Raw genomic sequence first — 20241 nt, forward strand, 5'->3', positions numbered from 1 at the left:
CGCCGGGCTGCCCCCTGACCTCCGCCTGCTCACCCCTGCCCTGAGGAGCACCCCTGCCGTGACCACCACCGACACCCGCGAGGACGCCCTCGCCGGCCTGACCTTCCCGCCCGGCTTCGTCCTCGGCGCCGCGACCGCCTCGTACCAGATCGAGGGCGCCGTGACCGAGGACGGGCGGGGACCGTCGATCTGGGACACCTACAGCCACACGCCCGGCCGCACGTTCCAGGGCCACACCGGCGACGTCGCCGTCGACCACTACCACCGGTACCGCGACGACGTCGCGCTGATGGCGGGCCTGGGGCTGTCGGCGTACCGGTTCTCGGTGGCCTGGCCGCGGGTGCTGCCCGAGGGCGGCGGCCGGGTCGAGCAGCGCGGGCTGGACTTCTACCGGCGGCTGGTCGACGAGCTGCTCGCCGTCGGGGTGCAGCCCTGGCTGACCCTCTACCACTGGGACCTGCCGCAGGCGCTGCAGGACCGCGGCGGCTGGGCCGACCGGGACACCGCCGAGCGGTTCGCCGACTACGCCGCGGTCGTCGTCGACGCGCTCGGCGACCGGGTGCGGCACTGGTCGACGCTCAACGAGCCGATGTGCAGCGCGCTGCTCGGCCACGTTTCCGGCGCGCACGCCCCCGGCCTGCAGGACCCGGTCGCCGGCGCCCGCGCCACCCACCACCTGCTGCTCGGGCACGGCCTGGCCGCGGCCCGGCTGCGCGCGGCCGGCGTGAGCTCCCTCGGCGTCACGCTGAACTTCACGCCGATGCACCCGGCGAGCCAGGACCCCGCCGACGTCGACGCCGCCCGCCGGCTCGACGGCCAGCAGAACCGGATGTTCCTCGAGCCGGTCGTGCACGGCGCCTACCCGGCCGACGTCGTCGCCGACCTCGAGGCCGCCGGTGCCCCGCTGCCGGTGCGCGACGGCGACCTGGAGACGATCGCGGCGCCGCTGGACTGGCTGGGCGTCAACTACTACTTCGAGCAGACGGTGCGGGCCGGCACCCGTCCCGCGGACGAGCCGCCGACGTCGTTCATCGGCGGCGGGGACGTCGTCGAGCTCGACCCCGAGGGCCCGACGACGACGATGGGGTGGGGGATCAGCCCGCAGGCGTTCACCGACCTGCTGCTGTGGCTCACCGAGCGCGCGCCGGGCCTGCCGCTGGTGGTCACCGAGAACGGCTCGGCCTGGGACGACGAGGTGGACGCCGAGGGCGCGGTGCACGACCCCGAGCGGGTCGACTTCCTCGCCCGCCACCTCACCGCGATGGCGGCGGCGATGGAGCGCGGCGCCGACGTCCGCGGCTACTTCGCCTGGTCGCTGCTGGACAACTTCGAGTGGGCGCGCGGCTACGCGCAGCGGTTCGGGCTGGTGCACGTCGACTACGCCACCCAGCGGCGCACGGTGAAGGACAGCGGCCGGGTCTACGCCGAGCTGCTGCGCCGGCACCGCGACGGGGCCTGAGGACGGGGGGCCCGTGCGAGGGGGATGCGCACGGGCCCTCCGCGGCACCCCGTGCTGAGCGACGACGACCGCCGGCGGGTGCTGGCCGCCCTGCTGGTCGGCCAGCGGCACTCCTGGGACCAGGGCCTGACGGCGGCGGTGCTCGACGGCGCCGGCGAGGCGGCGGCGCTGCGTGCCCTGGTCGACGACGCCGTGGCCCGGCAGCTCCCCGACGGCCGGCTGGCCGAGCTCGACCCGGCGTGCAGCGTCAACGGCGGCGTCGTCGGCGAGTACGCGGACCTGCTGGCGCAGCGCCTGGGCGACCGGGCGCTGGCCGCCGCGGCCGCCCGTCAGCGCGACTGGCTGCTGCGCCGGGCGCCGCGCGCCGCCGACGGGACGCTGTTCCACCTGGTCGGCACCCGCGAGGTCTGGGCGGACACGGTGTTCATGGTGGTGCCGCCGCTGGCCGCGGCCGGGTTCGCCGACGTCGCCCTGGCCCAGCTCGACGGGCACCGCGCCCGGCTGCGCCGGCCCGACGGGCTGTGGCGGGCGCGGTGGGACGAGGACGCCGGGCGGCCCTCCGACGACCGCGCCTGGGGCACCGGCAACGGCTGGGTGGCCGCCGCCCTCGCCCGCACCGTGGGCCGGCTGCCGGGGGCGGGACTCGCCGGCGAGGCCCGCGCGCACCTCGACGCCTGCCTGGCGCACCGCCGGCCCGACGGGACGCTCGGCTCCGTCCTCGACGACGACGGCTCGCCCGCGGACACCGCGGTGGCCGCGATGCTGTCCTGGGCCGCGTCGACCGGCGCCGCCGCGGGCTGGCTGCCCCGGTCGTACGCCGCGACCGGGCGGTCGCTGCTCGCCACGGCCGCCGCGCGCGTGGACGGGCTGGGGCGGGTCACCGGCGCCGCGGCCGCGCCCCGGTTCGACCGCCCCGGGCACTCACCCGAGGCGCAGGCCTGGCTGCTGCTGGCCGACGCTCAGACCAGGGCGGCGACGTCGGCGGCGCAGCCCCAGGAGAGGGTGACCCCGGCGCCGCCGTGCCCGTAGCAGGCGACGACCGGCCGCCCGCCGACCTCCAGCCGCTCCAGCCGGACGCTCGGCCGGCCCGGCCGCAGCCCGACCGCCCGCGACAGCACCGGCTGCCCCCGCAGCGCGGGCACCAGCGCGCACGCCCGCTGCAGGATCGCGGCCTCCACCCGCGGGTCCGGCTCGCGGCCCGTGGCACCCTCCACCGCCGTCCCGCCGACGACGACGTCCCGCCCGCGGGGGACGACGTAGGTCAGCCCGGCCGGGCCGTCCTCGTCCAGCACCCACTCGGACAGGCCCGGGTCGGCGAGGCGGACCACCTGACCCTGCACGGGCACGCAGGTGTCGTCGTCGAGGAGGGGCCCCGACCCCAGGCCGGCGGCCACCACGACGACGTCCCCGGCCACCTCGTCGAGGGACCCGACCCGCCCCGGCACGGTCGCCACCCCGGCCGCGGCGCACGCGGCGGCCAGCCAGGGCAGGTACCGGCCGGTGTCCACCACCGGCAGCGTGCACCGGGTGCCGGCGGGGGCGCCGGGCGGGAGCTCCTCCGGAGCCGCCGGGCGGACCCCGGGCACGCCCGGCGCCCACCACGGGTCGGGCTCGGGCGTGCGGTGCACGTACGTGCCCGGGCGGAGCGCCACCCCGGTCGCCGGGTCGGCGGCGAGCCGGGTGAGGACCCCGAGCGAGGTGGCGCCCCACCGCAGGACGGCGCCGGCGGGCGCCACCCGGTAGGGGGACCAGATGGCGGCGGCCACCGCGGAGGTGGTCGCCTCCCACGGGTCGGCGGTGAGCAGCCGGACCCGGTGCCCGGCGCGCGCCAGCTCGAGCGCACAGGTCAGCCCGACCACCCCACCGCCGACGACGGCCACGTCGCGCGGGCCGCCGTCGGCAGCAGGGGGCACGGGCGCTCTACCTCAGGTCGCCGGGCTCGGGTCGGTCCGCTCCTCGGCGGGGGCGGCCTGCACGTCGCGGATCCGGTACCTCTCCACCGCCTCGCGGACCGTCGACCGGTCCACCTGGCCCTGGTCGGCCAGCGACGCCAGCGTCCGCACGACGATCGACTCGGCGTCGACGTGGAAGTGCCGGCGCAGCGCCGGGCGGGTGTCGGACAGGCCGAACCCGTCGGTGCCCAGCGTCGCCATCCCGCCCGGGACGAAGGGCGCGATCAGGTCGGGGACCGCCCGCATCCAGTCCGACACCGCCACGACCGGGCCGGTGGTGTCCTGCAGCCGCTGGGTCACGTAGGGCACGTGCGGCTCGTCCTCGGGGTGCAGCAGGTTGTGCTCGCTGCACGCGTCGGCCTGCCGGCGCAGCTCGGTCCACGAGGTCACCGACCACACGTCGGCCGCCACGCCCCAGTCCTCGCGCAGCAGCTCCTGCGCCCGCAGCGCCCACGGCACCGCGACGCCCGACGCCAGCACCTGGGCCCGCGGGCCCTCGCCGGAGCCCGGCGCGTACAGGTACATGCCCGCGAGCAGGCCCTGCACGTCGAGGCCCTCGGGCTCGGCCGGCTGGTTGTAGGGCTCGTTGTAGACGGTCAGGTAGTACATGACGTCGGGGCTGCGGTGCCCGCCCAGCGGCGCGCCCGGGTCCTCGCCGTACATGCGCAGCAGCGCGTCCCGGGTGATGTGCCCGACCTCGTAGGAGAACGCCGGGTCGTAGGACACGACCGCCGGGTTGGTGTGCGCCAGCAGCAGCGAGTGGCCGTCCTCGTGCTGCAGGCCCTCGCCGTTGAGCGTCGTCCGGCCGGCGGTGGCGCCGAGGACGAAGCCGCGGGTCATCTGGTCGGCGGCGGCCCAGAACGAGTCGCCGGTCCGCTGGAACCCGAACATCGAGTAGAAGATGTAGATCGGGATCATCGGCTCGCCGTGCGTGGCGTACGAGGTGCCGACGGCGGTGAACGACGCCGTGGAGCCGGCCTCGTTGATGCCCTCGTGCAGGATCTGGCCCTGCTCGGACTCCTTGTAGGCCAGCATCAGCTCGCGGTCGACCGAGGTGTAGCGCTGGCCGCCCGGGTTGTAGATCTTCTGCGACGGGAAGAGGCTGTCCATCCCGAAGGTGCGGGCCTCGTCCGGGATGATCGGCACGAACCGCGGGCCGAGCTCCTTGTCCTTGAGCAGCTCCTTGAGCAGGCGGACGAACGCCATCGTCGTCGCCACCTCCTGCTTGCCCGAGCCGCGGCGCAGGACGTCGAGCGCCTTGTCGTCCGGCGCCTTGAGCGGCTTGAACTCCGAGCGCCGCCGCGGGACCGCCCCGCCCAGGGCCCGGCGCCGCTCGAGCATGTACTGCATCTCGTCGGAGTCCGGGGCCGGCTTGTAGTAGGGCGGCAGCGTCTTGTCGAGCGCCTCGTCGGGGATGGGCAGGTAGAGCCGGTCGCGGAAGGCGGCGAGGTCCTCGGCGGTCAGCTTCTTCATCTGGTGCGTGGAGTTGCGGCCCTCGAAGTGGCTGCCCAGCGTCCAGCCCTTGATGGTCTTGGCGAGGATGACCGTCGGCTGGCCCCTGTGCTCCACCGCCGCCTTGAACGCCGCGTAGACCTTGCGGTAGTCGTGCCCGCCGCGGGAGAGGTCCCAGACCTCCTTGTCGCTCATGTCCTCGACGAGCTTGCGGGTGCGCGGGTCCCGCCCGAAGAAGTGCTCGCGGACGAAGGCGCCGTCCTCGGCCTTGTAGGTCTGGTAGTCGCCGTCGGGCGTCTGGTTCATCAGGTTGACCAGCGCGCCGTCGCGGTCGGCGGCCAGCAGCGGGTCCCACTCCCGGCCCCAGATCACCTTGATCACGTTCCAGCCGGCGCCGCGGAAGAAGGACTCCAGCTCCTGGATGACCTTGCCGTTGCCGCGCACCGGGCCGTCGAGCCGCTGCAGGTTGCAGTTGACGACGAAGGTGAGGTTGTCCAGCTCCTCGCGCGCGGCCAGGCCGATCAGGCCCAGCGACTCCGGCTCGTCCATCTCGCCGTCGCCGAGGAACGCCCACACGTGCTGGTCGGAGGTGTCCTTGACGCCGCGGGCGTGCAGGTACCGGTTGAACCGGGCCTGGTAGATCGCGTTCATCGGGCCCAGGCCCATGGAGACGCTGGGGAACTCCCAGAAGTCCGGCATCAGCCGCGGGTGCGGGTAGCTGGACAGGCCGCCGCCGGGGTGGCTGACCTCCTGCCGGAACCCGTCGAGCTGCTGCTCGGAGAGCCGGCCCTCGAGGAAGGCGCGGGCGTAGATGCCGGGGGAGGCGTGGCCCTGGAACCAGATCTGGTCGCCGCCGCCGGGGTGGTCCTTGCCGCGGAAGAAGTGGTTGAAGCCCACCTCGTACAGCGACGCCGACGACGCGTAGGAGGAGATGTGCCCGCCGACGCCGATGCCCGGCCGCTGCGCGCGGTGCACCATGATCGCCGCGTTCCACCGGATGTAGGCGCGGATGCGCCGCTCGACGTGCTCGTCGCCGGGGAAGTAGGGCTCCCGCTCGGGCGGGATCGTGTTGATGTAGTCGGTGCTGCGGAGGGACGGGACGCCCACCTGCTGCTCACGGCTGCGCTGCAACAACTTGAGCATGAGGTAGCGGGCGCGCCCGCGGCCTGCGTGCTCGACGACGCTGTCGAGCGACTCCACCCACTCCTGGGTCTCGTCGGGGTCGGTGTCGACCAGCTGGCTCGGGAGCCCGTCGGTGATGACCGCGCGGGGCTGTCCGGCGTCGCGGGTGGGGTCTCCACCCTGCTGCGGTGCGCTCATGCCTCCATCGTCGCGCGCCGGGATGGTCCGCGTCACCCAGGACCTCCCGGCCAGCGGTGCGCGCGGCGTCCCGGGCGCGTCGTCGTCGACCGCTTGCGTGTGACCAGGCATGCCCTACGCTCCTGCCCACGCGGACCGACGCCGTCGGCAGCCGCGCGTCCGGGCACGAGAGGGGTGACATGACCAGGCAGCGGGTGCCCTCCCCGCCGGTCGTGTCCGCCGTCGGCCCCCGTCCACCCCACGCGCCCGTCAGCCGGCGCCTCGTGCCCGCCGGTGCCACACCGGCGGTTCGTGATCTCTCGGAGGAACAGCAGGGATGAGCGTCGACTCGGGCAGCGCCGGCATGGCGGCCCGGCTGGGCATCAAGCCGGGCATGGTCGTGCAGGAGCTCGGCTGGGACGAGGACGCCGACGAGGACCTGCGCGACTCCATCGTCGAGGTCTCCGGCAGCGAGATGGTCGACGAGGACACCGACGAGGTCGCCGACGTCGTGGTCCTGTGGTGGCGGGAGGACGACGGCGACCTGTTCGACGCCCTCACCGACGCGCTCACCTCGCTCGCCGACGAGGGCGTCGTGTGGCTGCTGGTGCCCAAGTCCGGGCGGCCGGGCCACGTCGAGCCGGGCGACGTCACCGAGGTGGCGCCCACCGCCGGGCTCGCGCAGACCAGCAGCATCTCGGCCGCCAAGGACTGGTCGGGGATCCGGCTGGTCACCCCGAAGGCCGCGCGCAGCAGGCGCTAGACGAAGGACCCCCTCGCCCCCCACGCCTCGCTCCGCCCGGCGCGGGCCCCTGCGAGGGGGCCGTTCCAGTGGGTCACCGGGGTTGCGGCACGATCGGGGGCATGAGCCTCTCCGTCGGTGACGTCGCGCCCGAGTTCAGCCTCCCCGACCAGGACCGCCAGGTCGTCTCGCTCGCCGAGCTGCGCGGGACGCCGGTCCTCGTCGTCTTCTACCCGTTCGCCTTCTCCGGGATCTGCACCGGCGAGCTGTGCCAGCTCCGCGACGAGCTGACCACCTACACCGACGCCGGCGTGCAGGTCGTGGCGATCAGCACCGACCCGGTGTTCAGCCTCAAGGCGTTCAAGGCGCGGGAGGGCCTGGACTTCCCGCTGCTGTCGGACTTCTGGCCGCACGGCGCCACCGCGCAGGCCTACGGGGTGTTCAACGAGAAGGCCGGCATGGCCCTGCGCGGCACCTTCCTCGTCGACGCCGAGGGCACCATCGCCTTCGCCGAGGTCAACCAGCCCGGCGACGCGCGCGAGCAGTCCGGCTGGAAGGACGCCGTCGAGAAGATCGCGGCCTGACGAAGGACCCCGCTGCCCCCGCCACTCGCACGCTCGCGGCGGGACCCTGCAGCGGGGCCACCCGACCGGCCGCCCGGGGGCACCTACTCTGGGCGGGCGGGGCGCGTAGCTCAGCGGGAGAGCTCTCGCCTTACAAGCGAGCGGTCGCCGGTTCGATCCCGGCCGCGCCCACCTCCGCACCACCCACGCCCGGCGCTGGGCGACGCCCGTCGTCGACCTGCGGCTGTCTCGGGCGTGCGGAGACAGCCGCAGGTCGACGAGCGGCGGTGTCGGGGTGCGGCGGCGTCAGGCCGCGGCGGCCGGACGGTAGGGCACCTCGGGGACGTCGGGCCGCGGGAAGGCCGGGCGCAGAGTGAGCGGCGGGCGGAACGGCCGCCACGTGCCCTCCCGCTGCGCGAGCCGGTCGGCGACGGCGTAGAGGACCGCCGGGTTGTGGCCCATGCCCAGGTGGCTGGCGTACACGGCGACGTTCTCGGCGTGCGGCGAGAGCCGGTCCAGGCACGCCTTCCACGCGACGATGCCGTCCTGGTGCGAGTAGATCGACGTCGACGGCACCGGCAGCGGCGTCGACTCGCTCGCCAGCGGCAGCGTCCGCTTCTCCACGTGCAGGTGCGAGTAGCGCTCGAACACCTTGTGCGCGCGGGTCTGGCTGTCGCGCTGCAGGCCGAACGGGCTGCCCAGGGTGATCACCTGGCGTACCGCGTCCGGCGTCTTGCGGGCGAGGTCGCGGGCGAAGATGCCGCCCAGGCTCTGGCCGATGAGGCTGACCGGGCGGCCGTAGCGGTCGCTGAGGTCCTCGATGCGGCGGCTCATGCCCTCGACGCACTCCTGCGTCGGGCCGATGTTGCGCCCGAGCCGCCAGCCGTGGACGCGGTAGCCCAGCCGCCGCAGGGTGCGGCGCAGCGTCGCCGTCGACATGTCGTCGGCCATGAGGCCGGGCAGCACGAGGACGGGGTGACCGTCTCCGGTGGGTAGTCGCGGTATCAGCGGACGGGCCGCCAGGTAGAGACCGTAGTCGGCCATCGCACGGCTGACCTCGGTCAGGTACAGCGGCAGGCCGGGCCCGTCGTTGGGCTGTCGCGACACGTCGTCCTCCTCGCCGGCGGCCCTCACCGCCTCGCCCGGGCCGGTACCCACCCTGGAGCACCGGTCACACCTGACTGCGACGACTCGCGGTGTCCAGTGTGGCCCTGATCACACGCGTCGCAGGGGTCCCAGGCGCTCGACCAGGGCACTTTCCCGTGCCGGAATGACTGCCGGACGACGACCCTCGGGGGCGTCGCCGGCACGCGCACCAGAGGGGGACCGTCGGGGTGGACGAGGCACCGGGGACCAGCAGGACCGTCGACCTGGGCGGCCCGGTGCACGTCGTGGACTACGGCGGGGCCGACGACGGACCGGCGGTGGTGCTGGTGCACGGGCTGGGCGGGTCGCACGGCAACTGGGACCTGCTGGCGCCGCTGCTGACGCCGTCGGCGCGGGTGTGGGCACTGGACCTGCCCGGCTTCGGTCGCAGCGAGCCGGGGGAGCGCCGCGCGACCGTGCCGGCCAACGTCGCGGTCCTGCAGCGCTTCCTGCGCGAGGTCGTGGGCGAGCCGGCGGTGCTGGTCGGCAACTCCATGGGCGGGATGGTCTCGCTGTTCACCGCCGCGGCCGCCCCGGACCTGGTGCGGGGCCTGGTGCTGCTCGACCCCGCGCTGCCCGGCGGCCGGCGTCGGCTGGACCCGCTCGTGGCCGCCACCTTCGCCCTCTACGCCCTGCCCCGCGTCGGGGAGCGGTTCCTCGCGCTGCGGCGGACCCGCTCGACGCCGCTGACCCGGGTGCGGTCGATGCTGCAGCTGGTCGGCGTCGACCCCGACGAGCTGCCCACCCCGGTCGTGGACCGCGCGGTCAGGCAGCTCGAGCAGCGCGAGGACGTCGCCGGGATGGACCGCGCCTTCCTCACCGCGGCCCGCTCCCTGTTGTGGATCCTGGCCGACCCGCGCCGCTACCGGTCGGTCATGGCGCGGGTGGCCACGCCGGTGCTGCTGGTGCACGGCGACCGCGACCGGCTGGTGCCCGTCGACGCCGCCCGCGAGGTGGCGCGGGCGCACCCCGGATGGCGGTACGAGGAGCTGGCCGGGGTCGGGCACGTGCCGCAGCTGCAGGTGCCCGACCGCCTGGCCGGCCTGGTGCTCTCCTGGGTCGACGAGACCGTCAGCGGGCCCGCAGTTCGGTCTTGAGGACCTTGCCGCTCGGGCCCTTGGGCAGCTCGTCGATGACGACGACCTCGCGCGGGTACTTGTAGGCGGCCAGCCGCTCCTTGCAGAACGCGATCACCTCGTCCGGCTCGGCCGAGGCGCCCGAGCGCAGGCTGACGTAGGCCACGACCTCCTCGCCGAGCCGCTCGTCGGGCCGCCCGATGACGGCGGCCTCCATGACGGCCGGGTGGGAGTGCAGGACCTCCTCGATCTCGCGCGGGTACACGTTGAAGCCGCCGCGGATGACGAGGTCCTTCTTGCGGTCGACGATGAAGACGAACCCGTCCTCGTCCACGTAGCCGAGGTCGCCGGTGTGGAACCAGCCGCCGCGCATCGCCTCGGCGGTGGCCTCGGGGCGCCCGAGGTAGCCCTTCATGACGTTGTGCCCGCGCAGCACGATCTCGCCGACGTTGTCCGCGCCGGGAGGCAGCGGCCGGTCCTCGTTGTCGACGATCCGCACCTCGCAGCCCCACATGCGCTTGCCGATCGACAGGACCCGCCGCTCCTCGGCGCTGCGGTTGAACGTCGCGAGCGCGCAGGTCTCCGACAGCCCGTAGCCCTCGAGGATCGTCGCCCCGCCGTAGGCCGCCTCGAAGCCCTTGATCACCTCGCCGGGGATGGCCGCGCCGCCGGAGACGCAGATCCGCAGCGCGGAGACGTCGCGGCCGGTGAGGTCGGCGTGCATGAGCGCCACGTACATCGTCGGGACGCCGCAGAACACCGTGACCCGGTGCTGCTCCATGGCGTCGAGCACGGCGCCGACGTCGAACCGCGGCACCAGCGACAGCGTCGCGCCGGAGCGGATCGCGCAGTTCATGACGCTGGACAGGCCGAAGACGTGGAACAGCGGGAGCACGGCCATGGCGACGTCGTCGTCGCGGTAGGCGAAGGTCTCGGCGGCGACGCTGGCCGCCATGTAGGTCCCGAAGTGGGTGAGCTCGGCGCCCTTGGGCTTGCCGGTGGTGCCGCTGGTGTAGATGACCACCGCGGTGTCGTCGGGGGACATCTGCTCGACGTCGGAGAGGTCCGCGCCCTCGCCGGCGGCGACCAGCGCGTCGAACGGGGTGGTGTCCGGCGGGGCGTCCGGCCCGCCGGGCGCGGGCACGACGTACACCCGGACGTCGTCGCCGGCACCGGCGGCGCCCTTGACGGCCTCCTCGGCGAAGGTGCCGAAGGTGATCAGCACCTTCGCGCCGCTGTCGGACAGGTGGTAGCTGACCTCGGGGGCCTTGAGCAGCGGGTTGAGCGGCACCACCGTCATCCCGGCCTTGAGCGCGCCGAAGTAGGCGAGCACGAACTGCGGCACGTTGGGCAGTTGCAGGGCCACGCTGTCGCCCCGCCGCAGCCCGGCCTCGCGCAGCCCGGCCGCGACCTGGGCCGAGAGCTGGTCGACCTGGCCGTAGGTCAGGGTGAGCGGGCCGAGCCGCAGCAACGGCTTGTCCGGCTGCGCGTCGGCGGACTCACGCAGGATGGTGGCGAGGTTGAAGGTCATGGCCTCTCCTGGGCTGGGACACCGGCTTCCGCCCGGTGCTGTACCGCAGGAGACCTGGCTCACACCTGACCGAGCGCCACCACCTCGTCCAGCCCCGCCTGCAGGTCGGCCACCAGGCCCGCCGGGTCGGTCACCGCGGCGGAGTCGAGGTTGACGCCGATGCAGCACTGGTCCTCGTGCGAGAGCAGCGTGACCATCGCCGCGCAGCCCGGCAGCGGCCCGAACGGGTACATCCGCAGGATCCGCGAGCCGGCGATGTACACCGGGTGCGCGACCCCGGGCATGTTGCTCACCTGCACGTCGTTCGCGCTGGTCAGCCGCCCGGAGACCGCGCCGACGACCGGTGCGGGGAGCCAGTGCAGCGCCGGGCCGAGCAGGTCGTCGGTGACGCCGCTGGCGCTGGTCTCCCGCGCCGAGAGGACGAACTGGCGGATGGTGGCGATCCGCGCGGCCGGGTCGGCCTCGGCCAGCGACGCGGTGAACCGGGCGCCGGTGAACCGGTTGCCGCCCTGGGCGTCGTCGCGGGCGCGCAGGCTGATCGGGATCCCGACGGTCATCGAGGCCAGCGGGGCGCCGGTGCGCTCGTGGTAGCGGCGGAAGCCGCCGACCACCGCGGCGAGGAAGCCGTCGTTGAGGCTCCCGCCGGCCGCCTTCGCGCCCCGCTTGAGGTCGGCGAGCGGCACCTCGAGCACCTCGAACCGCCAGTCGCCGCCCCGGGCGGCGAGCGCGGGGGAGCTGCCCCGCGGCGGCGCGAGGGTCTTCGTCGCGGCGCGGGCGGCGTCGAGGGCCTGGGTCGCCACCTCCCGCGGGTGGCGCAGGGTGCCCAGCGCCTCCACGCCGCGGCGCAGCGCGGCCAGCGGCACCGACCGCGCCGTCCCGACCAGCTGCTCGGTCAGCGCGCCCACGCGGGAGACCTCGCCGGGCACCGGGGCCGGCGGCTCCGGGCGGGCCGGGTCGCGGTCGGGGCTGCGGCGGTGCAGCAGGCCCATGAGCTGGACGGCGCCCAGCCCGTCGGTGGTGCTGTGGTGGGTCTTCACGACGTAGCCCGCGCGGCCCTCGGCCAGGCCCTCGACCAGCAGCACCTCCCACAGCGGCCGGTCGCGGTCCAGCGGCGCGGAGGCGAACTCCCCGACGACGTCGAGCAGCTGCCGCGTCGAGCCCGGCTCCTCCAGCCGCACCCGGCGCACGTGCCGGCCCAGGTCGAGGTCGTCCACGGTCGCCCAGCGGGGCGCGCCGACGCCGAGGGCCGGCTCGACCACCTTCTGGCGCATCCGCGGCACCATGCGCGAGGCCCACTCGTGCGCGCCGAGGAAGCGGTCCCAGTCCGGCGCGGTCTCGAGCACCTCGAGCAGCGTGACGTTGGCGCGCAGCCGCGGGTCGGCCGCCTCGGCGCGCCACATCGCCGTCTCGATGGGGTTCATCTCCGGCGAGGTGCCCCAGTCCAGCGGCGCGGCCGGGACCGCGGGGGCGGGCGCGGTCTCCTCGGCGGTGGGCGACTCGGCGACCACCGGCCGCCGCGTGCGCCCGGACCAGTTGGCCAGCGTGGCGAGGAAGGAGTCACGCACCTCGGTCACGTGCCGGTCGAGGTCCTCGACCGACCAGTCGCCCGTGTCCACCGGCGGCAGCACCCGCACCTGCACGGTGCCGGGGGAGACCGTCGTCGCGCCGCGCCACATCAGCTCGCCGGCGTTGCGGATGACCACCGGGACGATCGGCACCCCGGCCTGCATCGCGACGTGGAAGGCGCCCTTCTTGAACGGGCCGAGGGTGGGCGTGGCCGAGCGGGTGCCCTCGGGGGCCACGACCAGCGAGATGCCCTCCTTGAGCCGCTGCACGGCCGGCTCCAGCGCCCTGCGGGCCTGGGCGGGGTCGCCGCGGTCGACGAACGCGACGTCGGCCAGCCGGAACGCCAGCCCGAAGCCCGGCGTCCGCGCCAGCTCCTTCTTGGCCACGCCGGTGAACCCGCCGCGCAGCAGCTTGGCGAGGACGAGGACGTCGAGCTGGCTCTGGTGGTTGAACAGGAAGACCGCGGGCCGGGTGGCCAGGTGCTCGGCGCCCTGGACGTCGATCCGGACGCCGGCCAGCGCGCTGCCGAGTTCACCCGCGAGGGTGAGGCCGAGGTCGACCGCCTCCCGCCGCGAACCGCCGAGCGCGCCGACCGCCAGGCCCGTGGCGAAGCCGCCGAACATGCCGCCCACGCCGGCCAGGGTGCGGGCGACGTCGGCCGGGGAGGTGCTCCCGCGGCGCTTGAAGCGGGCGACCGGCCACGAGTAGTGGCGGGCCGCGGCGGTCAGCCCCTTGCCCGGGTTGAGCGCGCGGGCGCGGCCGACGGTGCGCAGGAAGGGGACGTCCTCGTCGCCGTTGGAGTAGGCGTAGCTCTGCAGCAGGTCGATGCCGTGCTCCTCGGCGAACGAGCGCACGGCCGCGGCCTTGCCCGCCCGCCACAGCAGCGGGCCGCCGGGGCGGCCGGTGCAGACGCCGTCGACGATCTCGACGGGGGAGACCAGCACGTGCTCCACGCCCAGCGCGCGGGCGGCCGGCTCCACCTGGAACCGGGTCGCCGACGAGGCCAGGACCACGGTGTGCCCGGCCTGCAGGTGGGCGGTGACCAGGCGCCAGGCCTCGGGGTACAGCGAGCCGGCGATGCCCTGGACGAACAGCCGCTCGCCGAGCTCGGCCAGCTCGTCCTCCCTGCGGCCGGCCCAGGCGCGCATGCCGGCGACGGTGAACCGCTCGAAGTCCTCCTCGGTGGTGACCCCGCGCAGGCCGGTGAGCAGCAGCTGGCCGAGGTCGGTCGGGGTGACGTGCAGCGAGCGCAGGTGGTGGCGGGCGAAGGCGGCCAGCGAGTAGCCGTCGATCACCGTCCCGTCGAAGTCGAAGAACGCCCCGACCCGCGGGCCGGGCGGCGCCGCCTCGACGTCGGCCACCAGCTGTTCCTCGGTCCAGACGTTGGTCCGGGCCATGGCGGCCGCCTGCTCGCGCAGCCCGCCCCCCGTCGACGCCTCGGCCGTCACGGTTCCACCCCCACGTTCTCCCGCCGCGCCGCGGCGTCCAACTCGTCGATCACCACTACTCGGCCGACGACGTCCCGGACTTGAGCGGCCCACTCCTGCCGCCGGCGGGCCAGCTCGTCCCGGCCGGGGTCGACCAGGTCGAGGTTGGCGGCCAGCCGCAGCGCCCCGGCGAACAGCTCGCGGGACAGCGACTCGGGCCCGTGCAGCCGGCCCTGCAGCAGCATCTGCTGGCCGACGCCGGAGCACTCGGCGAGGAACTCCGGCTCGGTGACCGGCGTCCGCGGGTCGCGGGCGGCCAGCCGCTCGGCGACGACGAGCTGCGCGTCGACGAAGGACCGCAGCACCCGGTGGGCCACCAGCAGGTCGGCGCGGCACAGGACGTCGCGGCCGTCGGCGGTCTCCCACTGCGGGTCCAGCCGCTCGAGCTCGGTGGCCAGCCGGTCGCGGTAGGCGTCGCGCTCCTCGAAGAAGAACTCGAACTTCAGCTGGTCGCGCAGCCGGTAGGCCTCGTCCCAGCGGTCGGCCGGGTCGTGCAGCATGACCAGCTCGGCGATCGCCCGGTCCACGAAGTGGTGGATCGCGTTGTTGCGGTAGAAGGCGGCCACCAGGTGCTGGCCGCGCCCGATCGCGTAGACCGGCTCCTCACCGCCCTCGTAGGCGGTCACCACGCCCTGCCCGGCCAGCGCGCCGAGCACCCGTCGCACCCCCAGCGGGGTCTGCAGCGCGGCGCCGGAGTGCGGCAGGCCCCGCTCGGTGAGGTAGCGCAGCAGCGGCTCGAGCACCCGCTGCACCTGCGCCAGCGTCAGCGCCCGGTCCCGCACGCCGAGCAGGGCGAGGGTCACCAGCGCCGTCGCCGTCGCCGGGGTGACCGAGTTGATGCCGACGGCGACCTGGAAGGCCACCTTCTGCAGGCTCAGCCGGCGCGAGCCGGGGTCGGCCGGGTCGGCGCCGCGCAGGGCCGCGGCCAGCGACAGCGGCTCGGCGAAGCCCACGTGCACCGTGCCCAGCGGCGTGCGCACCTGCTCGCGGATGTAGGACGCCATCCACGACAGGCCCTCGCCGCGCTTGGCGGCGCCGCCCTGCTCGGCGGCCATCCCCGACACCTCGCGGAGCTGGTCGTAGGTGATCGACACTGGGACGAGGTAGACGTCCTCCACCCGCTTGCGCTCCACGGCGTCGGCGACGAAGCCGAGCAGCCCGTGCCGCGGCGGGCGCAGCTTGCCGGTGCGGGACCGGCCGCCCTCCATGTACCACTCGAGGTTGAACCGCTTGGCCAGCAGGAACGCCAGGTACTCGCGGACGGCGGTCTTGTAGACCTGGTCGTCGCCGAAGCTGCGCCGGATGAAGATCAGCCCGGCCCGCTTGGCGATCGACCCGACCGGCCAGAACCGCAGGTTCTCCCCGCCCAGCACGTGGTTGCGCGGGAAGTCGTGCTGCGCCAGCACGTCGGCGAGGACCAGCGGGTCGACGTAGGAGCGGTGGCTGGGCAGGAACACCAGCGGGTGGGTGCGGTTCAGCTCGCGCAGGTCGGTGAGCCGCGCGGTGTCGGCCTGCACGTCCCAGGCGCGGGCGTGCACCGGCCGCAGCAGCCCGGTGAACACCTCGACGGCGGCCGGGTCCATCGCCGCGACGAGCTCGTCGAGGTCGGCGGCGGCCTCGGCGGCCACCTCCTCCTCGGGCTGCTCCAGCCGCCCGGCCAGCGCGGCGACCTCCGCGCGCCACTCGGGGCTGTGCCGGATCGCCTCGGCGACGTGCCGGGGCACCTTCGCCCGGTCGCCGACCACCTGCCGCTCGGCGCGGTCCAGCGCCAGCGCCGCCTGGTGGGCGACGAACGCGGCGAGGCTGCCGGTGCCGTCCCACCGGCCGGTCAGCTCGCCCACGGTGGCGGGCTCGGCGACGACGACCCGCGCCCGGTCCGGGTCGCGGCGCACCGCGGTCGCCTGCAGCGGAGCGGGCGGGCGGCGCAGCAGCGAGGGCCGGGCCGCCGACCACCGCCCGCGCCGGCCGGGCCCGCGGCGGGTCACCTCGGCACCGCCGCGCGGCGCCCACGCCACCCGGGTCGCGGTGACCACGGTGCCGGGGTCGGCGTCGGTCAGCGGGCCGGCCAGCGCCGAGCCGCTCAGCGGCAGGACCGTCCCGCCCGGGGGCAGCGCCTCGGTCACCATCCGCCGCTCGACCTCGCTCGCGGCGTCGACCAGCACGATGCGGGGGACGTCGTCGTCCGCTCCGGGGCTCATGCGCACTCCTTCCTCGGGGCTCGTCGCGGCTCGCCGGCGCGCCGGGTACAACGGGCGGGACGCCCCGCCGGTCACGGGGCCGGCGCCGGCGGGCCGATCCTGCTCCCGTCCGCCGCGGCGCGGGCCGGTCTCAGCCCTGGTCGAGGGTGGCGCGCAGCGCCTCCAGGCCCGTGTACCGCGGCTGCCAGCCCAGCTCCTGCTTCGCCTTGGTGGTGTCCATGATCGCCGGGTGGCTGGCCGCCTCCACCCACTCGGCGGCCGGCGGCAGGAACGGCAGCCGGGACACCGCGCGGGCCGCGAACTGCGCCGGCGCCGCGGGCAGCGGCACCGGGAGCGCGCCGTACTCGCGGGCGACGTCGGCGGCGGTCAGGACGCCGTCGCCGGCGATGTTGTAGGCCCCGGGCGGGCCGGCGGCGACGACGCACTGGAGCAGCGCGGAGCCGACGTCGTCCTCGTGGACGAACTGCAGCGGCAGGGCGGGCACCGCCACCGGGACCGGGACCGGCAGCCGCCGGGTGCTCTGCTCGGCCAGCCACCGCCCCAGCGGCGCCAGCGGGCCGGGCAGCAGGTCCTTCGCGCCGACGGTGTGCGGGCCGAGGACCACCGGCGGGCGCAGCAGGTACAGGCCGAGCTCGGGGTGGCCCTGCGCCTCCTGCTGCAGCAGCTGCTCGAGCTCGGCCTTCTCCTGCGCGTAGAACAGCCGGGACGCCGGGCGCACCGGCCAGTCCTCGGTCATGCCCACCGGGTTGTCCCGGTGGAAGCCGTACGCGGCGAGCGAGGAAGCGTAGACGAACCGGCGCGCGCCGGCGGCGGCCGCGGCCCGGAACGCGTTGAGCGTGCCGTCGACGTTGATCGCCCGGGTGGTCTGCCGCGAGGCGTTGCCGGTGATGAGGAACGCCAGGTGCACGACGACGTCGGCGCCGGCGAAGGCCTCCCGCAGCGCGTCGGGGTCGCGCACGTCGCCCCGCCGGTACTCCATCTTCGTCCAGCCGCGGGCGGCCGGGTCGAAGGGCCGGCGGGCGATGCCGACCACCCGGCGGACCCGGTCGTCGGCCTGCAGCAGCGGGACCAGGCCCTCCCCGAAGGTGCCGGTGGGGCCCGTGACGGCGACGGTCAGATCGGTCTCGGAAACGGTCACGACGGCGCGCTACCCGGCGTCGCCGGGCGTGAACCGGGTCACGCCCGGCGACCGCCGGGTCACGGCGCGGCCGCGGCCGGCTGCTGCTCCGCGGCGAGCCCGACCAGCTCGGCGATGCCGCGGCAGATGCCCTCGGAGAGCACGTCGACGTCGGGGAAGGCGTCGAAGTCGGCGTTGATGCCGAAGGTCATGGAGTTGAGGTAGCTGAAGATCCCGATGGAGATCCGGGTGCCGCCGGCGATCGGCACGTAGGGGTGCGCGGACACCATGCGCTTGCCGAGCACGTACAGCGGCACCCGCGGGCCGGGCACGTTCGTCGTCACCGCCTGGCACCACATCTGGCCGGTCTGCATGGCCGACCGGACCCCGAGGGCCAGCAGCGTCGGCGCGACGTAGTCGCCCATGCCGATGATCGAGCGGGCGTCGACCGCCTGCATCGTCCGCTTGTACTCGTCCATCTGCTGCTTGATCGCGGCCAGCCGCGCCCGCGGGTCGGCCTCGCCGACCGGCAGGTCGACGAAGACGGCGGTCACCCGGTTGTCCAGCGAGCCGCGCTCGCCCTCCTTGCGCACCGAGATCGGCACCATCGTGCGGACGACGGTGTCACCGCCGAGCGCCCCGCGGCCCTTGAGCAGGTCGCGGAAGCCGCGGGTGATGGCGGTGAGGACGACGTCGTTGACCGTGCCGCCCAGCGCGGTGCGGGCGGTGCGGAGGTCCTCGAACTCGGCGTCGGCCCAGGCCCAGCGCCGGTGCGGGCCGATCGGGCCGGTGAGCGTGCGGGCCATCGGGGTCAGCGCCTGGCGGGCCAGCTGCGGGACCGAGGACACCGCCGCCTTCGCGCTGTTGAACAGGCCCCGCGCGCCGGTGCTGACGGCCTCCGGGCCGTGCACGAGCGAGCGCAGGGGAGCGGTGACGGTCTCGGTGAGCGCGCCGGCGACCATCTCGACGCCCGAGGGGCTGCGCTGCGGCGACCAGTCGCGCGGCGCCTTGTGCTCGGCGTTCGGGTCGAGGTCGAACATGACCTGCATCAGGTCGGTGCCGGCGATGCCGTCGACCATGCAGTGGTGGACCTTGGAGATGATCGCCCAGCGGTCGTCCTCCAGGCCCTCGACCAGCCACACCTCCCACAGCGGCTTGGCCATGTCCAGGCGCTGGCCGAGGACCCGGCCGGCGAGGTTGCGCAGCTGCTCCTCACCGCCGGGCTTGGGCACCGCGGTGTGCCGCACGTGGTAGAGGATCTGGAAGTGCGGGTCGTCGACCCACAGCGGGCGGCCCAGGTTGAAGGGCACCTCGCGCACCCGCTGCCGGTAGCGCGGCACCTGCGGCAGCTTGCTCAGCAGCAGTCGCACCAGGTCGCCGTAGGACGGCGCCGGTCCCTCGAAGACCGCCACCGAGCCCACGTGCAGCGGTGCGTTCTCGGTCTCCGCGTAGTAGAAGCCGGCATCGGTCGCGCTCAGGCGGTCCACGGTCGCTCCCCAACTCGTCGAGACGGTGTCAGCCGGTCCCGTATCCAGCGACCCGGCCGTCGGAACACGGTCGTGTGGTGCCGGACACGGTAGGCAGGTCCTCGATCAGCCTGCCTGCCGGACCGTCCCGGGACCAGCCGCTGCCACCCTGTCGAGCAGGTCGGTGAGCGCCCGGTCGACGACGGCGGTGCGGGTGAGGTTGACGCTGTGCCCGGCGCCCGGGACGACGACCAGCTCGGCCTGCTCGCCGATCCCCGCGGCCAGTTCGCGGCCGTGGCCGGCGGGGGTCAGCCGGTCGTACTCGGCCGCGACGACGGTGCACGGGACCCGCCCGAGCACCGGCAGCGACGCCGTCTCGTCGTGGTCGAGGAAGGTGCCGTAGAAGGCCATGGTCACCGTCAGCGGCGTCTCCTCGAGCATCGCCTGCACGACGCGGACGGCCTCGCGCGTGGCGTCGTCGCGGCCGAACAGGTAGCGGCGGGTGAACCGGTGGCCCAGCCGCGTGCCGCGGCGCCGCAGCCGCTCGAGCCCGGGGGCCAGCAGCCGCAGCCACCACAGGTACAGGCCCAGCAGGTGCAGCTTCCGCATGGCCTTGACCGCCAGGCCGACGACCCCGCGGGCGACCAGGCCGCCGGCCGAGGTGGCCAGCAGGAACGCGCCGACGACGCGGGTGCCGAACAGCTCGGGCCGCTGCCGGGCCAGCGCCATGACCGTCATGCCGCCCATCGAGTGCCCGGCGAGCACCACGGGCCGGCCCGCGGGGACGACGGCGTCGAGCACGTGGCCGAGGTCACGGGCGGTGCGGTCGATGGTCGCCGTCCGCGGGTCGACCCAGCGGGACCGGCCGTGGCCGCGCTGGTCCCACAGCACGACGCGGGCGCGGTCGCGGATCGCCTCGACCTGCAGCTGGAACTCGCCGAGGCGGGCGGTGAAGCCGTGGCAGAAGACCACGGTGACCGGCGCGTCCTCGGGTCCGTCGAACTCCACGTGCAGGTCCACGCCGTCGTCGGTGCGGACGGTGCGCGAGCCCGGCGGCGGGGGTCCGTCGATCCCCGGGACGACGGGGACGCGCGGCGGGACGGGGGCGGGGCGGGAGCGGCGGAACGGCACCCGTCCATGACAGCGCAGCCGCCGCGGACCGGCGACTCAGCCGCCCTTCGCGCGCG

14 protein-coding genes and 1 tRNA gene are annotated in these 20241 nt (G+C 75.2%); 6 read left to right on the forward strand and 9 right to left on the reverse strand.

Features of this window, described 5'->3' with window-relative positions; genetic code table 11:
• Window positions 1-58: 58 nt before the first annotated feature.
• Window positions 59-1459 carry a GH1 family beta-glucosidase gene (locus ACI8AR_RS02505; protein ID WP_457049575.1) on the forward strand — a complete coding sequence of 467 codons (1401 nt, stop codon included), beginning with the start codon at window positions 59-61 and terminating at the stop codon, window positions 1457-1459.
• Window positions 1460-1510: 51 nt separating this feature from the next.
• Window positions 1511-2488, forward strand: coding sequence for a glycoside hydrolase family 88 protein (locus ACI8AR_RS02510; RefSeq protein WP_457049576.1), 978 nt, complete (start codon window positions 1511-1513; stop codon window positions 2486-2488).
• On the opposite strand, the gene ACI8AR_RS02515 is transcribed toward ACI8AR_RS02510, so the two are convergent.
• Both ACI8AR_RS02515 and aceE read right to left on the reverse strand, forming a co-directional pair.
• Window positions 2419-3372: an FAD-dependent oxidoreductase gene (locus tag ACI8AR_RS02515; RefSeq protein WP_457049577.1), complete on the reverse strand. Its 954-nt coding sequence runs from the start codon at window positions 3370-3372 to the stop codon at window positions 2419-2421. The two genes, ACI8AR_RS02510 and ACI8AR_RS02515, sit on opposite strands and share 70 nt — an antisense overlap.
• 12 nt (window positions 3373-3384) lie before the next feature.
• Window positions 3385-6183, reverse strand: coding sequence for a pyruvate dehydrogenase (acetyl-transferring), homodimeric type (aceE, locus tag ACI8AR_RS02520; RefSeq protein ID WP_457049578.1), 2799 nt, complete (start codon window positions 6181-6183; stop codon window positions 3385-3387).
• Window positions 6184-6499: 316 nt separating this feature from the next.
• Between aceE and ACI8AR_RS02525 the strand changes: the two genes are divergently transcribed.
• The 3 genes from ACI8AR_RS02525 to ACI8AR_RS02535 all read left to right on the forward strand — a co-directional run bounded on the left by ACI8AR_RS02525 (window position 6500) and on the right by ACI8AR_RS02535 (window position 7659).
• Window positions 6500-6925 carry a DUF3052 domain-containing protein gene (locus ACI8AR_RS02525; RefSeq protein ID WP_387984824.1) on the forward strand — a complete coding sequence of 142 codons (426 nt, stop codon included), beginning with the start codon at window positions 6500-6502 and terminating at the stop codon, window positions 6923-6925.
• Window positions 6926-7026: 101 nt separating this feature from the next.
• On the forward strand, window positions 7027-7488 hold the full coding sequence (locus ACI8AR_RS02530) for a peroxiredoxin (RefSeq protein ID WP_457049579.1): 462 nt from the start codon (window positions 7027-7029) through the stop codon (window positions 7486-7488).
• A gap of 99 nt (window positions 7489-7587) precedes the next feature.
• Window positions 7588-7659, forward strand: a tRNA-Val gene (locus ACI8AR_RS02535).
• A gap of 114 nt (window positions 7660-7773) precedes the next feature.
• On the opposite strand, the gene ACI8AR_RS02540 is transcribed toward ACI8AR_RS02535, so the two are convergent.
• Window positions 7774-8574 carry an esterase/lipase family protein gene (locus ACI8AR_RS02540; RefSeq protein ID WP_457049580.1) on the reverse strand — a complete coding sequence of 267 codons (801 nt, stop codon included), beginning with the start codon at window positions 8572-8574 and terminating at the stop codon, window positions 7774-7776.
• A gap of 227 nt (window positions 8575-8801) precedes the next feature.
• Between ACI8AR_RS02540 and ACI8AR_RS02545 the strand changes: the two genes are divergently transcribed.
• Window positions 8802-9710 (forward strand): alpha/beta fold hydrolase, encoded by a 909-nt coding sequence (locus tag ACI8AR_RS02545; RefSeq protein WP_457049581.1) that lies wholly within the window; start codon window positions 8802-8804, stop codon window positions 9708-9710.
• Here the strand turns inward: ACI8AR_RS02545 and ACI8AR_RS02550 are convergent.
• From ACI8AR_RS02550 to ACI8AR_RS02575, 6 genes are all read right to left on the reverse strand, one after another.
• On the reverse strand, window positions 9685-11220 hold the full coding sequence (locus tag ACI8AR_RS02550; protein WP_457049582.1) for a long-chain-fatty-acid--CoA ligase: 1536 nt from the start codon (window positions 11218-11220) through the stop codon (window positions 9685-9687). The genes ACI8AR_RS02545 and ACI8AR_RS02550 overlap by 26 nt on opposite strands.
• Window positions 11221-11279: 59 nt before the next feature.
• Window positions 11280-14234: an HAD-IB family hydrolase gene (locus ACI8AR_RS02555; RefSeq protein WP_457049583.1), complete on the reverse strand. Its 2955-nt coding sequence runs from the start codon at window positions 14232-14234 to the stop codon at window positions 11280-11282.
• The gene (locus tag ACI8AR_RS02560; protein WP_457049584.1) at window positions 14231-16471 is read right to left on the reverse strand and encodes a glycerol-3-phosphate 1-O-acyltransferase; all 2241 of its coding nucleotides are present in this window, start codon (window positions 16469-16471) and stop codon (window positions 14231-14233) included. The genes ACI8AR_RS02555 and ACI8AR_RS02560 overlap by 4 nt, the downstream gene beginning before the upstream one ends.
• A gap of 130 nt (window positions 16472-16601) precedes the next feature.
• Window positions 16602-17609, reverse strand: coding sequence for an NAD-dependent epimerase/dehydratase family protein (locus ACI8AR_RS02565; protein WP_457049585.1), 1008 nt, complete (start codon window positions 17607-17609; stop codon window positions 16602-16604).
• 59 nt (window positions 17610-17668) lie between these two features.
• Entirely contained in the window at window positions 17669-19075 is a 1407-nt protein-coding gene (locus ACI8AR_RS02570; protein ID WP_457049586.1) for a WS/DGAT/MGAT family O-acyltransferase, read from the reverse strand.
• A 105-nt stretch (window positions 19076-19180) separates the two neighbouring features.
• Window positions 19181-20185: an alpha/beta fold hydrolase gene (locus ACI8AR_RS02575; RefSeq protein ID WP_456936450.1), complete on the reverse strand. Its 1005-nt coding sequence runs from the start codon at window positions 20183-20185 to the stop codon at window positions 19181-19183.
• Between the last annotated feature and the right edge of the window lie 56 nt (window positions 20186-20241).

The organism is Geodermatophilus sp. SYSU D01036 (genome assembly GCF_054050435.1).

Coding starts and splice junctions, on each gene's coding strand:
- aceE (WP_457049578.1), bottom strand. CDS start 6,183: ATGAGCGCACCGCAGCAGGGTGGAGACCCCACCCGCGACGCCGGACAG.
- ACI8AR_RS02530 (WP_457049579.1), top strand. CDS start 7,027: ATGAGCCTCTCCGTCGGTGACGTCGCGCCCGAGTTCAGCCTCCCCGAC.
- ACI8AR_RS02560 (WP_457049584.1), bottom strand. CDS start 16,471: ATGAGCCCCGGAGCGGACGACGACGTCCCCCGCATCGTGCTGGTCGAC.
- ACI8AR_RS02550 (WP_457049582.1), bottom strand. CDS start 11,220: ATGACCTTCAACCTCGCCACCATCCTGCGTGAGTCCGCCGACGCGCAG.
- ACI8AR_RS02525 (WP_387984824.1), top strand. CDS start 6,500: ATGAGCGTCGACTCGGGCAGCGCCGGCATGGCGGCCCGGCTGGGCATC.